This is a genomic window from Mesorhizobium sp. WSM4816 (genome assembly GCF_055811535.1).
Genome location: NZ_JBVVQR010000006.1, coordinates 112400 through 125520, shown reverse-complemented (window position 1 = coordinate 125520; position 13121 = coordinate 112400). Strand labels below are relative to the sequence as shown.

The window sequence follows — 13121 nt, the reverse complement described above, 5'->3', positions numbered from 1 at the left end:
GCAATTTACAACTAACATGTTAGTGTGGTAGTACTGCTTGCACATCGACATCTGGAGAGAATAGTGGTTTCGCGCTTTGGTCTTTCGGTTGCTCTCGCCACGCCTTTCGATGCGTCCGGGCAGATCGCCATCCTTCCCATGGTCACGCAGGCCCGGGCTTGCCTTGGCGCCGGCTGCAGCAGCGCCACGCTGTTCGGCACCACCGGGGAAGGCGCCTCCGTGGGCACGGCAGAGCGGCGGATTATTACCGAGGCCATGCTGGCCGCCGGCATTCCGGCACATCGGCTCGTTGCCGGCGTGCTGGTCGACGCAGCCGAAGACGCCGCCGAACAGGCGCGGCATGCCTTGCAGTGCGGCGTCCGCAACATCCTGCTGGCTCCGCCGAGCTACTTCAAGAATGTCGGCGAGGACGGGCTGTTCGGATGGTTTTCTGCCGTCTTCGCTGCGCTCGGGCCGCTGGCTCGCGGCATCCTCCTCTACAACATCCCCTCTGTCACCATGGTGCCGCTCCCGCTTGCCCTGATCGGTCGGCTGTGTGCGGCCTTCCCCGGCGTGATCGCCGGTGTCAAGGATTCGGGTGGCGACTGGAGTTACAGCGAGGCGCTGCTAAGAGCCCATGGCGACCTGGTGATCCTGATCGGCGACGAGCGGCACCTGGCCAGAAGCGTGCGCCAGGGCGGGCATGGCGCCATTTCCGGCATGGCCAATTTCGTCGCCGGCGAAATCCGCGCCATGGCCGAGGATGGGCGCGACGATGCCCGTGTCGAGAGCTTCGTGCTCGAATTGCTTAGATATTCGGTCATCCCGGCGGTGAAGGTCATGGTGGCGCGCAAAACCGGCGACGAGCGCTGGCTGGCGGTCCGTCCGCCGCTGGAGCCGATCGGTTCGCAGGGGCGGCAACAGCTTGCTGCCGCCTATGACAGGCTGTTTGCGACAGAGCCGGCCTGACCGGCAAAGGGAAGCGCGCTGAAATGGACGACAGCAGCGAACCGGCAACCCTCAGGGAAAGAGCTTATGCCAGCTTCACGCGGCATTTGCTGGCCCGCGATCTGCGGCCGGGACAGTTCGTGTCGCAGCGCGAACTGGTTGCCTTTACCGGGCTGCCGCTTGGCGCCATCCGCGAGATCGTGCCGCGTCTCGAGGCCGAAGGGCTTTTGACGACCATCCCGCAGCGCGGCATGCAGATCGCCCATATCGACATCAACCTGATCCGCGAGGCCTTCCAGTTTCGCCTGTTCATGGAGCGTGAGGCGGTGGCGCTGTTCACCGTCAACGCCTCCGACGCCGTGCTCGCCGGCCTGCGGCGCGAACATGAGGACATGCTGGCTCAAGCCTTGTCGCAGACGCCCACGCCGGAAATGGAAGCCAAGGCCCAGAACATCGATTGGGCCATGCACGACACCTTCATCGATGCGCTGGGCAACGAGATCATCGCCAAGGCGTATCTGGTCAATTCGGTAAAGATCAGGCTGATCCACCAGGAGCGTTTCCGCATCGATGGGCGCGTCGTGCCGGTGATGCAGGAGCACCTGACGGTGATCGAAGCGCTCGAGAGCCGCGATCCGCAAAAGGCGGTCGAGGCGATCAGCCGGCATATCGACAATGCGCGCCGGTTGGCGCTCCAGATCTGAGGACGTATGGTTCGCGGCTGCCGCGACGCTATCCATAACGACAGCAACCCAAGGGAGGAAGAAATGTCGTCCAATCCGTTCAAGCCAACAAGAAGGCAAGTCCTTGCAGGAACCACGGCGCTCGCAGCCGCGGGCCTGGCCGGCCTTCGCCCGAGCTTTTCCGCCGGCGTCGACTGGAAGCGCTTTGCCGGCACCACGCTCGACGTCAATCTGGTGAAAAGCCCGCGCAGCGACACCATCCTGAAATACATCGCCGAATTCGAGGAACTGACCGGCATCAAGGTCAATGCCGAGGCGACGCCGGAACAGCAGCAGCGGCAGAAGACGGTGATCGAGCTGAGCTCCGGCAGACCGAGCTTCGATGTCGTGCATTTGAGCTATCACGTGCAGAAGCGCCAGTTCGAAAAGGGTGGCTGGCTGGCCGACATCGCCGGCTATCTCGCCGATCCGACGCTGACCGATCCCGGCCTGGTCGAAAGCGATTTCGCCGAGGCCGGCATGCTTTTCGCCAAGGACAACCAGGGCGTGCTGCGTTCGCTGCCCTTCTCGGTGGACTACTGGATCGTCTACTGGAACAAGGAGCTGTTCGAGGCCAAGGGCCTCAAATACCCTGAATCGTTCGACCAACTGGTGGCCGCCGCCGAAGCGCTGACCGATCCATCGACCAACACGTTCGGCTTCGTCGCCCGCGGCCTGAAAAATGCCAACACGCCGGTGTGGACGTCGCTGATGCTCGGCTACGACATGACGCCGCTCGACGACAAGGGAAAGCTGCGCACCGAAACGCCCGAGGCGATCGAGGCCGCTGCCCTCTACCAGAGGCTGATGACCAAGTCCGCCCCCCCGGGCGTCACCGGCTTCAATTGGGCGGAAGCGCAGTCCGCCTTCCTGCAAGGCAAGATCGGCATGTGGTTCGATGGCGTCGGTTTTGCCCCGCCAATGGAAAATCCCGAAAAGTCGCGCGTGGTCGGCAAGGTCGGCTACGGCGTCATGCCCAAGGGGCCCAAGGCGCATGCCTCCGGGACGTTTGGCGACGGCCTCGGCGTGACCGCCTCCAGTGAAAAGAAGGAGGCCGCCTATCTGTTCTGTCAGTGGGCGGTTTCCCCGGCGATGGGCGCGCGCCTGCTCCAGGCCGGCGCCGGCGTGCCTTTCCGCAAGTCGGTGCTGGAAGACCCAAAGGTGCGCGAAGGCGTCACCATGCCGGCAAGCTGGCTCGATGCAGTGGTTCAGTCCGGCAATATCAGCAGGCTGGCGCTGCCGGTGATCATCCCTGTCACCGAGTTCCGCGACATCTACGGCGTGGCGTTGACCAACATGATTGCCGGTGCCGATCCTGCCGAAGAACTGAAGAAGGCCACCGCACAGTTCCAGCCGGTTCTCGACAGGAGCGAGCAGGGCTGATGTCCGCCATCGCCCCTGAACGCACCGGGGTGACGACGCAAGCCATCGAAGGGAGCCAGACGATCCGGCTGGCTCCCAACTACTGGCCCTTCGTCGTTCCGGCGCTCGTCGTCGTTAGCGCCGTGATCGTCTTTCCCTGGGCGTTCACGCTCTGGATGAGCGTCAACCGCTGGACGCTCGGCCAGTCGCGGAGCTTTGCCGGAATGGAAAACTATCTCCGTCTGGCCAGCGACCCGCGATTCTGGGAATCGCTTGTTCATACATTGACCTACACCTCGCTGTCGGTGGCAGCGCCGATGTTGTTGGGCACTGTCGCCGCCCTGATCTTCGACGCCAGGTTTCCGCTGCGCGGCCTGCTGCGCGGCGTCTTCGTCATGCCGATGATGGCAACGCCGGTTGCCGTGGCGCTGGTCTGGACCATGATGTTCCATCCCCAGCTCGGTGTGCTCAACTACCTTCTGTCGCTGGTCGGCATCCCGGCGCAGGAATGGATATTCAACGCCAACACGGTCATCCCTTCGCTGGTCGCGGTCGAGACCTGGCATTGGACGCCGCTGGTGATGCTGATCGTGCTGGGCGGGCTGGCCTCGGTGCCGCGCGAGCCGTTCGAGAGCGCCGAGATCGACGGCGCCAATGCCTGGCAGCAATTCCGCTACCTCACCTTGCCGATGATCGCGCCGTTCCTGATGATTGCGTTGATCATCCGCACCATCGATGCGCTGAAGAGCTTCGACATCATCTATGCGATGACCCAGGGCGGGCCGGGCACGGCGTCCGAAACCATCAACATCTATCTCTACAACACCGCCTTCTCCTATTACGACATCGGCTATGGCTCGGCCATGGCCGTGGTGTTCTTCATCGTCATCGTGGCGCTGTCCTTCATCCTCCTGATGCTGCGCCAGCGCTCGCAGTGGAACGACGCGGAGGGCAAATAGATGAGCTCACGATTGCTCAACCAGATCGGCCTGTTTTTCGCGGCACTGGTCATCGTCTCGCCGGCGATTCTTTTCTTTCTCTGGATGATCTCGCTTTCGCTGAAATTCGAGATCGACAACGGCGCCTATCCGCCGATCCTGATCCCCGAACGCTTCGCCTGGTCGAACTATGTAAAAGTGTTCGAGGAGAACAATTTCCTGCTCTATCTCTGGAATTCGGTTCTGGTCACCGGCACGGCGACACTGCTGGCGCTGCTGATCGGCGTACCGGCCGGCTATGGCATAGCGCGGCTCAAGGCCGAAAAATCGGCGGTCGTCATCATGATCGCCCGCATGACGCCGGGGCTGTCCTATCTCATCCCGCTGTTTCTGCTGTTCCAATGGATCGGGATACTCGGCACGCTCTGGCCGCAGATCATCATCCACCTGGTGGTGACGGTGCCGATCGTGGTCTGGGTGATGATCGGCTATTTCGAAACCACGCCGATGGAACTGGAAGAGGCGGCCAACATCGACGGGGCCAGCTCCTGGCAGGTGTTCCGGCTGGTCGCCCTGCCCATCGCCAAGCCGGGCATCGTTGTCGCCTTCATCCTGTCGGTTATCTTTTCGTGGAACAATTTCGTCTTTGGCGTGGTGCTCGCCAGCCGTGAGACGCGGACGCTGCCGGTCGCCGTCTACAACATGCTTTCCTATGAGCAGGTGAGCTGGGGGCCGCTCGCCGCCGCCGCACTGGTGGTGACGCTGCCGGTGCTGGTGCTGACCATGTTCGCGCAGAAGCAGATCGTCGCAGGACTGACCGCCGGCGCGGTCAAGGGCGGCTGAAGACGCATTCCAGCTCGACATCACTCTTCTCCCGGAGAAATCCAATGGCATCGGTAACCATCAACAACGTGCAGAAGGCGTTCGGAGCCACCAAGATCATTCACGACGTCAGTGTCGATATCGCCGACGGCGAATTCGTCATCCTGGTCGGCCCGTCGGGATGCGGAAAGTCGACGCTGCTGCGCATGATCGCCGGACTTGAAACGATCTCGGGCGGGAAGATCACCATTGGCGAACGCATGGTCAACAATCTGCGGGCGCGGGACCGCAACATCGCCATGGTGTTCCAGAATTACGCGCTCTATCCGCATATGACCGTGGCCGACAACATGGGCTTTGCCCTCAAGATCAAGAAAGCCGATCCTGCCGATACCGCTGGCCGCGTCAGGAATGCCGCCAGCATCCTTGGCCTGGAAAAGCTGCTAGAGCGCTATCCGCGTCAGCTCTCAGGCGGCCAGCGCCAGCGCGTCGCCATGGGCCGCGCCATCGTACGCGACCCGCAGGTCTTCCTGTTCGACGAGCCGCTCTCCAATCTCGACGCCAAGCTGCGCGTCCAGATGCGCGGCGAGATCAAGGCGCTGCACCAGCGGCTCGGCACCACCACGATCTACGTCACGCATGACCAGATCGAAGCCATGACGATGGCCGACAAGATCGTCGTGCTGCATGACGGCCTGGTCGAGCAGATCGGCGCGCCACTCGACCTCTACGACCAGCCGGCCAACCTCTTCGTTGCCGGCTTTATCGGCTCGCCCGCCATGAATTTTATTGCCGGCCGCATCGAGGAAGGCGTGTTCCGCAGCGCTGGTGGGCTGATCCTGCCGCTGCCGGAAGGCGCCCGTCCGACCGACGCTGCAGGACGCGAACTTGTCTACGGCATCCGTCCCGAGCACATCCGCGCAACTGCCCAGGGCATGCCGGGCACGGTCACGCTTCTGGAAGCCACGGGTTCGGAAATCTTCGCCAAGGTCGACTGCGCCGGCGAGGAAATTGCCTGCCTGTTCCGCGAGCGGCTGCCGCTCAAGCAGGGCGCGGCGATAGGGATCGAAGTCGATCGCGCCTGCGCCCACCTGTTCGACGCGAAAACCGGTCGGCGTATGTGATGGCGTGGCCTGCGCGGCGGGTGCGCTGACGCGAAGACGATATTCACGCAAAAGCGCCGCAGTACCAATTGCGGCGCCTTGTCGCCAAACGCGTTTTCACCGACAATAACGTGCCCGATGGCACCGGACAGAACGGTGTTGCCCGAACTATCGGCCGCTCGAGAGCCTTGTGAGGAGCGCGACCAGCTCCGACTGCCGATGCGTCTGCGTCTTCGCGAAGACCGATTTCAGCTGGTTGCGCCCGGTCTCATAGGAAACGCCAAGTTCGTCGGCTGCCGCTTCAACGCCGTGTCCCGCGCAAATCTTTCTCGCCAGCCTCGCTTCGGACGCTGTCAGCCTGAAGCAGGACTGCAGCACGGCTTCGGCAGGAGGAGGTCTCGCGTCAGGATCAATGAGGATGACGATTGCCTGGCACGGCGCCAACGCGTTGTAGGAGACTTTCGGCAGTCGCAACGGACAGGCAAGGAGCGGCCGCCCTTGCAGTCTGGGCAGTGGCACGGGTGGCATCAATGCGGCCGTGTCCGGCGAACACAGCAGCGCTTTCAGCGATCGGTCGAGAGCATCTGTCGCGGTTCGGTCAAAGGAGACCAGACGCCGGCGCGTAATCTGCAGGCCTCGCCCCAGAAGCCTTTCCGCCGGAGCATTGGACCGGAGGACATTGCCGCTCCTATCCAACATGACGGCAGGCGTTTCGGTGGCGCTAAACGCATCCAGTGCCGCGTCGGCCCTCCCGAAACCGATTGCCCGCGCAACTGCGGCCACAGAGCCCAGCTGTTTCGAAAGGTCCGCCAGCTGTCTCATCTCGTCTGGCGTGAACGGACCCTGCTGGATTGACCGTTGCAGCGACAGCGCCCAGAAGTCGTCTCCGGCGGCGATTTTGACGGCCGCGCACCATCGCAGGCCGAATGGCGCGAGGAATTCCTGGTAGTATGGATGCTTGGCGATATCGTCTGACGTCAGGAGGTCGAACTCCGAGGTGACCCCTTTCCGATCGAGGAAGTTGATGAGGCGATACCGCTCGTCCCGGTTTATCCAGCCGTCGCGGACGTAGGATTCGAGAGCAGGGGCCATGGTGCGGCTGCAAGGCACGAGTGGCAGATGCCCTTTTATGTCGAAGAGCAGCGCTCCGGCGCTCCCGGTGGCCTTTTCTGCCACCTCCATCGCGGAATCCCAGCGTGATGGATCGAGGGCTGCCTCGACAAAGGCAACACCGATCGCGTCAAAATCGAAAGCAGCGCCCACCGCCAGCCCCTTGGTAGGCACCTATCTAAACATACCGAATCTTGGATAGCGAGTCGGACCGTCTCGGGGCCGCCCGCGATCGTGATGCAGCTTGGCGGCGCTTGCCGCCAGGGAATTAGTGTTTTTTGGGCGATGTTGAAGAGCGATGCCTGAACCGGAACGGCGACCTCATCTGCTTTGGCGACCTTATCGCCGCAGCCCGCTGCGTTGCTGGCTCCTGCCACTGCTCCTCCGCCGCGGTGGTGAACTGCGGAGCCTGCAACCGCCCAATGCACCCAGTCTTCAGCTTGCGTGTGGGGTTCGCCAGGAAATCGGCGACAACCTCCGATCCGCAAGGGTCGGAATCGATCACATCGTGCCCAATCCCGCGAAGCACGACGACCTGCCCAAAAGGAAGGCTTTTGGCCGCACGATATGCCCAGTGAGTCGGTGTTGCCGGATCATACTCTCCCGACAACAGCAGGGTCGGGATATCCAGGCGGCGAGGATGCTTTTGCGAAACCGTCATTCCCTGGGGAAACCAAAGCGGGCAAACCCAGGTATAGTCGGCCTCTCCGATCCACTTCGTCCAGTATTCGAGGCGCTTGTCAGGCAGCTCGGATCTGTTGGTCTCAGAGCAAGTGACCGAAAAATCCATGCCCTGGGCAATCTCGGTATCGTCATGTTCAAAGATCATATCCGCAAGCGGTCTGAAATCGTTTTCGTATGTTTTCTCGACTAGCTTTGGAAGATCTTCGATAGCGTAACGATCATATAGCAACCCGAATATAAGCTCGAGAAAATCCGCGCCGGAGACATATCTGTACTGAGCGGGAGCGTTTTCCCTGTCGTCGCTCCGCAAAAGCACCGGCTGTTTGTCCAGCTGCTTTACGATCGCTCGCACCGCGTCTCCTAGTCCGCGCATGCAATTTTTTGATTTTTGGCAATCTCGTTCCAGCAGTCGCAAAGAACGATCCAGATTTCGCCCATCTTCCTTGAGGTAGTCGATATCAAGGGGAAGAACGGAATCCAGAATGCTCGCCGAGACGCCCTCTGGATGCTCGTTCATCACTTCCAAGGCAACTCTTGTGCCGTAAGAGATGCCGTAGAGTACCCACTTCCTTATGCCAAGAGCCTTCCGAACGTCGTTGACGTCTGCTGCATTTTCGGTGGTGTTGTAAGCGAAGAGGTCAATGCCCTTTGCTATCAGCGCGCTTCGGCACGCGACCACCTCATCTCTCATGAGCTTGTCAAAGCTGATCTCGGCATCGACGCTTAGTGAAATGGAGTTCCAATGATCGGCCTTGAAGTATCGCGAACAGCTCAGCCTGGGAATTGACTTTCCTATCCCTCGTTGGTCGACCACGACCACCCGGCGCCCGATCATCCAATTTTGATCACTTATGAACTGCCACCATGCCTCGATGTCTTCCCTGTCGCCAATATCGGTGGGCTGGCCCGGCCCGCCCGTGAGAAACACAATGGGCTCATGCCGCTCGCGGTCGGGTTCGAAGACCACCACCGATAGAGTGATTTCAGTCCCAGAAGCTTTTTTGCGGTTTTCAGGGACATTGAGAGTCCCACACGTCATTCCCCGGTCGCGCGGAACCTCGAACCAGCAATTCGTTTTCTTGAACTCTCCGGCATGGATATCCCCGCTCCACGCGCAAAAGAGAAGTACAGCTGACGCGAGCTTAAGGAGTACTCGATCTAGATTGATGAGCATACGTCGAAAAGAGGCGCGCATGTTGCCCTCCAGCATGAAGCAAGGCCTGAGGCATTCGCTCGCCACCCACTGAGCTTTGACATCAGCGCGGTCGTAGGAATGATCGTAGTTTCCCCTTGCCCCACCAATTGCCAAGTGCGATTTTGCTCGCAGCAAGCTACCCCTCATCGATAATAGAATGGTTCCATGGGCCGCGCATGACCCATTTGGGTATAGGATCGTGGCGACCGTGGTGTCAGGCCAGTTGTCACCGTTGCCGTACCCCTGAGCCTGTGGAGCGCGCCGACTTACTCCGTCGGGCCGCGGCAGCAATCCAGGACTATCGTGACGAGATCGCCGTCGCATTCGGGTTGGCGCATGCCGACGAGATCGTCGGCAAGCACGCGATTGCGAATCCCACAATGCGCTTTGCCTGGAACGCTATCGCGACGGGCATAAGATGAAGAAATGCCGCAGCGATGGAACGACCAACAATTATCGTGATCACAACCGTTTCACGTTAACCGTTAGGAAACGACGGGCTTGTTAAATGAGTCTCCCCAAGGGGCATAAATATGGCACTTCACCTTTCGGCGGATGCGGTTCCTGTCGCGGCGGCCCCACAGAAGTATCTTTTTGGTCCGGTCGCTGACTTTCTCATGCTTGGCGGGAGCGCGTTGCTCATCCTGCCGGTCTTGTTTTTTGTCCCTCTTAAGTACGAAGGTTTCGTGGGCGCAACGATGTTGTTGCTGGCTCATCTGATAAACCATCCGCACTTTGCCCACTCGTATCAACTTTTCTATCGCAATTTCGGGCGGAAGGTGTGCGGAGACGGATAGATATGACAAGAACCTTCAGGTCCGTTACATCTTCGCGGGCATTGTCGTCCCGCTGATCATGGGCGGTTTTTTTGCTTACGGTTCAATAGCGGGGAATGCGCGCCTGCTGGGGTATGCTGGCAATGCGATGGCCTTTTTTGTGGGCTGGCCACTATGTCAAGCAAGGCTACGGCATGCTGATGGTGGACGCCGTATTGAAGCGCAGGTTCTTCAACGAGCAAGACAAGAAAGTGCTGCTGTTCAACGGCTATGCCGTATGGCTGTTCGCCTGGCTTCAGACAAACGCGGTGATCACCGAAAGGCAATTCTGGGGCTTGGACTACTACACATTTGCCGCCCCCTCGTGGGTCACCAATATTGCCGTATTTGCCGCCGCTGCTTCCACGGCAGCCACGGTCGTGATGCTGATCAATCGCTGGCACAAGCATGGTGGCACGCTACCGTACAACGGCGTCGTCGCTTACGTCGTGTCTCTATACGCCTGGATTCTATTTGTGAGGATAAACCCGCTCTGGCTGCTTGTGGTGCCGGCGCTCCATTCGTTGCAGTACCTGGCGGTGGTCTGGCGTTTATCAGACCAATGTAGAGCTCGACCGTTCAGATGCTGTTATAGAACCCGAATTCAAGGTCCTGTCCATTATTGGTCCGATGTATAGGTTGCGAGTGCTGGGCTTTATCATCATTGGTAGTGTTCTTGGGATTCTCGGTTTCAGGCTGGTCCCGATCGCGTTGTCTGCTTTGATTCCTTATAATAAAGAGGTGCTCGGCTCGTCGCTGTTCCTCTTCATAGCGTGGATATTCATCAACGTGCACCACTACTTCCTGGATAACGTTATGTGGCGACGAGGCAATCCAGAGGTATCAAAATATCTGTTCCGCTAGTCACTTGCCGCGGCAATCTTGTGATGGCCACAGATAGCCGGCCGGACCGCTCGCCACGCGGCCGCCAGCGTCGGAAAACGGTTCGGCCATACCTGCGTCAGCCGCTTGGTGGGCTTCAATAATGTTCGAGATAATCGATCTGAAAGCGATTCTGATCGTTTTTATGATCTTCGTTCCGCTGGAGCATCTGGTGCCGCTGCATGATGGGCGACGGTACCTGCGACGGGCGTTCGTAACCGACCTCCTTCACCTGCTGGTGACCGGACTGCTGTTCAAGATCGGATTTCTGATCTTTGTCGGCGCCTGCATGATGGCCATCAATTCAGCCGTGCCGAGTATCATCGGCGAGACGGTGCGGACGCAGCCCATATGGCTCCAGACGATTGAGGTGATCGTTATCTCGGACGTTGGTTTCTACGTCGCCCACAGGACGCTCCACTCTGTGCCGTTCCTTTGGCGTTTTCACGCGATCCACCACAGCATCGAAGAACTGGACGCCCTGGCTGCCCACCGTGTTCATCCCCTCGACCAACTCTTCGTCAAGGCGACGTCGCTCCTACCTATCTACGCCCTCGGCTTTTCGGTCTGGCCAATCATCATCGCTGGGCTGATCTACCAATGGCAGGCGCTACTAATTCACTCGAACATCAGGATCAGGTTTGGGCCGTTCAAGTGGGTGGTCGCCTCGCCGCTCTTTCATCATTGGCACCATGCTAACGAGCCAGCCGCCATCGACAAGAACTTCGCCGGCCAGCTTTCTATCATCGATGCGATATTCGGCACGATGTACATGCCCAAAGCGATGCCGACGAAATACGGGACCGACGAGCCGGTGCCAGATGCCTATTTGGGACAACTCGCCTATCCGTTCACCACGCCTAAAAGGCCCATCGCATCAGACTTGCAAATGGCGGAGCTGAATCATGACCAGTCGAATTGAAGACTTCGCCGGCCAGGCCGCGATCCTGGCTATTTTCTCGGCGCTGGTAGTGCTGGAAACAGGTACAATTGGCGGCATATTCAATGCGCGCGAGAGTCTCGAAGGATGGTCGCTAGTATTGATCTCTCGGATCGCTGCCTTGATCTTCATGGCTATGTCGCTTTTTTTCACGCTGGTGAGGCTGCCGGCCAAGGCCAGCGCGTCGGGCCTTGCACCGCGCATAGTCTCGATCGCGGGAACCTTTGTGATGTTCTTGCTGGTCGTACTCCCGGTCGGAACCGTTCCAACAGAAGTTCGACTGTTTGGAACCGCGATGATCGTGGTGGGCACGATCCTTTCAGCCTACTGCCTGCTTTGGCTTGGACGGTCATTTTCTATAATGGCGACAGCTCGAAAGCTCGTGATCGCCGGCCCCTATAGCATCGTCAGACACCCGCTTTATGTTGCGGAGGCGATCACAATCAGCGGTGTTATCATCGCCAACTGGTCGATCTCGTCGGTTGCGGTCGGTGCCTGCTGGTTTATGCTTCAGTTCCGGCGGGCCGTGAACGAAGAGCGCGTGCTGCGCGCCGCGTTCCCCGAATACCAGGAATACGAACGGCGAGTGCCAATGCTGCTACCATTTCGAGTGGTCAAGGCAGCCCGCTGATCGTTTCCGGCGCCACCTGGTTAGGATCGCGATAGAGTATCTTGTCGGGCAACGGCGTCAGGCCATATGCCGTGCGGAATTTCCCGTTGTGGCGCTTCTTTCGACGCTCGCCTGAGGACATGAGCTACAAGGCGTTCCCTTCTAGTTCTTCTGACGAATTGAAGCGTTGCGACCGGAACGGAAACAGGCGTGATGACGTTGCGTGTCTCGAAGCAGGGCGTGGTCCAGGAGCCAGGGGTTTGGCAAACTATTTGGTCTCGTCATCTGTTTTGTCTTTTCCTGAGTGCACTGCACGTTGCGTATGAAAACGGTGTCTGGCTAGCACGAAGCGCACACCAAGCGCGCTACGACCACAACGTGTACAAAGTTCGCCATACAAAATCGCAGAAAAAAGTACGGCGAAGGCTCCCTAAGCAATTGAAAACTATGGTGATCCCGACAGGAATCGAACCTGTGACCTACAGATTAGGAATCTGCCGCTCTATCCTACTGAGCTACGGGACCACGCGGCCCGACACATAACTGCTTCGGACCGTTTCGCCAAGAGGCAAGCTTGACGCAATCGGCCGGTCACGAGTGGACCGCAAAGATGAGCCGGAAAATAGCGGAACTTCGGACCACCGCCGCGCTTTAGTGTCCCGAAGGAGAGACCCGCATGAGTGCCACGAAAGAGTTCTTCGAAACCTGGCTCCAGGAGAACGTCGGTAACCTGCCCGCGGAAAGCGAAGTGAGCGTGGCCGTCCTGGTTCAGCAATTCGAGCAGGATGCCGACGCGGCCGGCTATGGTCACGAGGTGCGCCAAGACGAGATCGGCGACATCGAAGAGGCCATTGAGAAAGCTCTGAACAGGGCCCGGACAGGCGAACAGCCGCAGGCTGACGATCCGGCCGAAGAGAGTGATCTGGCGCCCGTCATGGAGGCGCTGGAGGTCGACGACCCGAAGAGCGGGCCGTAGCGATCCCAGGCAACATCGGATGGCAGCCTACCAGC

At 59.6% G+C, this 13121-nt stretch carries 13 protein-coding genes and 1 tRNA gene; 11 read left to right on the top strand and 3 right to left on the bottom strand.

The window, feature by feature from the left end; genetic code table 11:
* The first annotated feature begins 63 nt into the window (after window positions 1–63).
* The 6 genes from AC0L3H_RS09995 (at window position 64) to AC0L3H_RS09970 (ending at window position 5895) form a co-directional block, all read left to right on the top strand.
* Window positions 64–948 carry a dihydrodipicolinate synthase family protein gene (locus AC0L3H_RS09995; RefSeq protein ID WP_473585337.1) on the top strand — a complete coding sequence of 295 codons (885 nt, stop codon included), beginning with the start codon at window positions 64–66 and terminating at the stop codon, window positions 946–948.
* Window positions 949–971: 23 nt separating this feature from the next.
* Complete coding sequence (locus tag AC0L3H_RS09990) at window positions 972–1631, top strand: GntR family transcriptional regulator (RefSeq protein WP_091593158.1); 660 nt, start codon at window positions 972–974, stop codon at window positions 1629–1631.
* A 63-nt stretch (window positions 1632–1694) separates the two neighbouring features.
* Entirely contained in the window at window positions 1695–3032 is a 1338-nt protein-coding gene (locus AC0L3H_RS09985; protein ID WP_287066541.1) for an ABC transporter substrate-binding protein, read from the top strand.
* Window positions 3032–3970 (top strand): carbohydrate ABC transporter permease, encoded by a 939-nt coding sequence (locus tag AC0L3H_RS09980; RefSeq protein ID WP_473585336.1) that lies wholly within the window; start codon window positions 3032–3034, stop codon window positions 3968–3970. Before AC0L3H_RS09985 ends, AC0L3H_RS09980 begins: the two co-directional genes overlap by 1 nt.
* Window positions 3971–4792, top strand: a complete 822-nt coding sequence (locus tag AC0L3H_RS09975) for a carbohydrate ABC transporter permease (RefSeq protein ID WP_023797160.1) — start codon at window positions 3971–3973, stop codon at window positions 4790–4792.
* Window positions 4793–4836: 44 nt separating this feature from the next.
* Window positions 4837–5895: an ABC transporter ATP-binding protein gene (locus AC0L3H_RS09970; RefSeq protein WP_287235656.1), complete on the top strand. Its 1059-nt coding sequence runs from the start codon at window positions 4837–4839 to the stop codon at window positions 5893–5895.
* A 147-nt stretch (window positions 5896–6042) separates the two neighbouring features.
* Here the strand turns inward: AC0L3H_RS09970 and AC0L3H_RS09965 are convergent, their stop codons facing one another.
* Window positions 6043–7137: a helix-turn-helix transcriptional regulator gene (locus AC0L3H_RS09965; protein WP_473585335.1), complete on the bottom strand. Its 1095-nt coding sequence runs from the start codon at window positions 7135–7137 to the stop codon at window positions 6043–6045.
* Window positions 7138–7252: 115 nt separating this feature from the next.
* Complete coding sequence (locus tag AC0L3H_RS09960; RefSeq protein ID WP_473585334.1) at window positions 7253–8998, bottom strand: alpha/beta hydrolase; 1746 nt, start codon at window positions 8996–8998, stop codon at window positions 7253–7255.
* 398 nt (window positions 8999–9396) lie between these two features.
* Between AC0L3H_RS09960 and AC0L3H_RS09955 the strand changes: the two genes are divergently transcribed.
* From AC0L3H_RS09955 to AC0L3H_RS09940, 4 genes are all read left to right on the top strand, one after another.
* A complete protein-coding gene (locus tag AC0L3H_RS09955; protein WP_473585333.1) occupies window positions 9397–9660 on the top strand; it encodes a hypothetical protein in 264 nt (87 codons plus the stop codon).
* A gap of 173 nt (window positions 9661–9833) precedes the next feature.
* Complete coding sequence (locus AC0L3H_RS09950) at window positions 9834–10316, top strand: hypothetical protein (RefSeq protein ID WP_473585332.1); 483 nt, start codon at window positions 9834–9836, stop codon at window positions 10314–10316.
* A gap of 347 nt (window positions 10317–10663) precedes the next feature.
* A complete protein-coding gene (locus tag AC0L3H_RS09945) occupies window positions 10664–11482 on the top strand; it encodes a sterol desaturase family protein (RefSeq protein ID WP_473585331.1) in 819 nt (272 codons plus the stop codon).
* The gene (locus AC0L3H_RS09940) at window positions 11466–12131 is read left to right on the top strand and encodes a methyltransferase family protein (RefSeq protein ID WP_473512103.1); all 666 of its coding nucleotides are present in this window, start codon (window positions 11466–11468) and stop codon (window positions 12129–12131) included. Before AC0L3H_RS09945 ends, AC0L3H_RS09940 begins: the two co-directional genes overlap by 17 nt.
* A 427-nt stretch (window positions 12132–12558) precedes the next feature.
* Here the strand turns inward: AC0L3H_RS09940 and AC0L3H_RS09935 are convergent.
* Window positions 12559–12635, bottom strand: a tRNA-Arg gene (locus AC0L3H_RS09935).
* A 151-nt stretch (window positions 12636–12786) separates the two neighbouring features.
* On the opposite strand from AC0L3H_RS09935, the gene AC0L3H_RS09930 reads away from it, so the two are divergent.
* On the top strand, window positions 12787–13086 hold the full coding sequence (locus AC0L3H_RS09930; protein ID WP_027153425.1) for a DUF768 domain-containing protein: 300 nt from the start codon (window positions 12787–12789) through the stop codon (window positions 13084–13086).
* The last annotated feature ends 35 nt before the right edge of the window (window positions 13087–13121 follow it).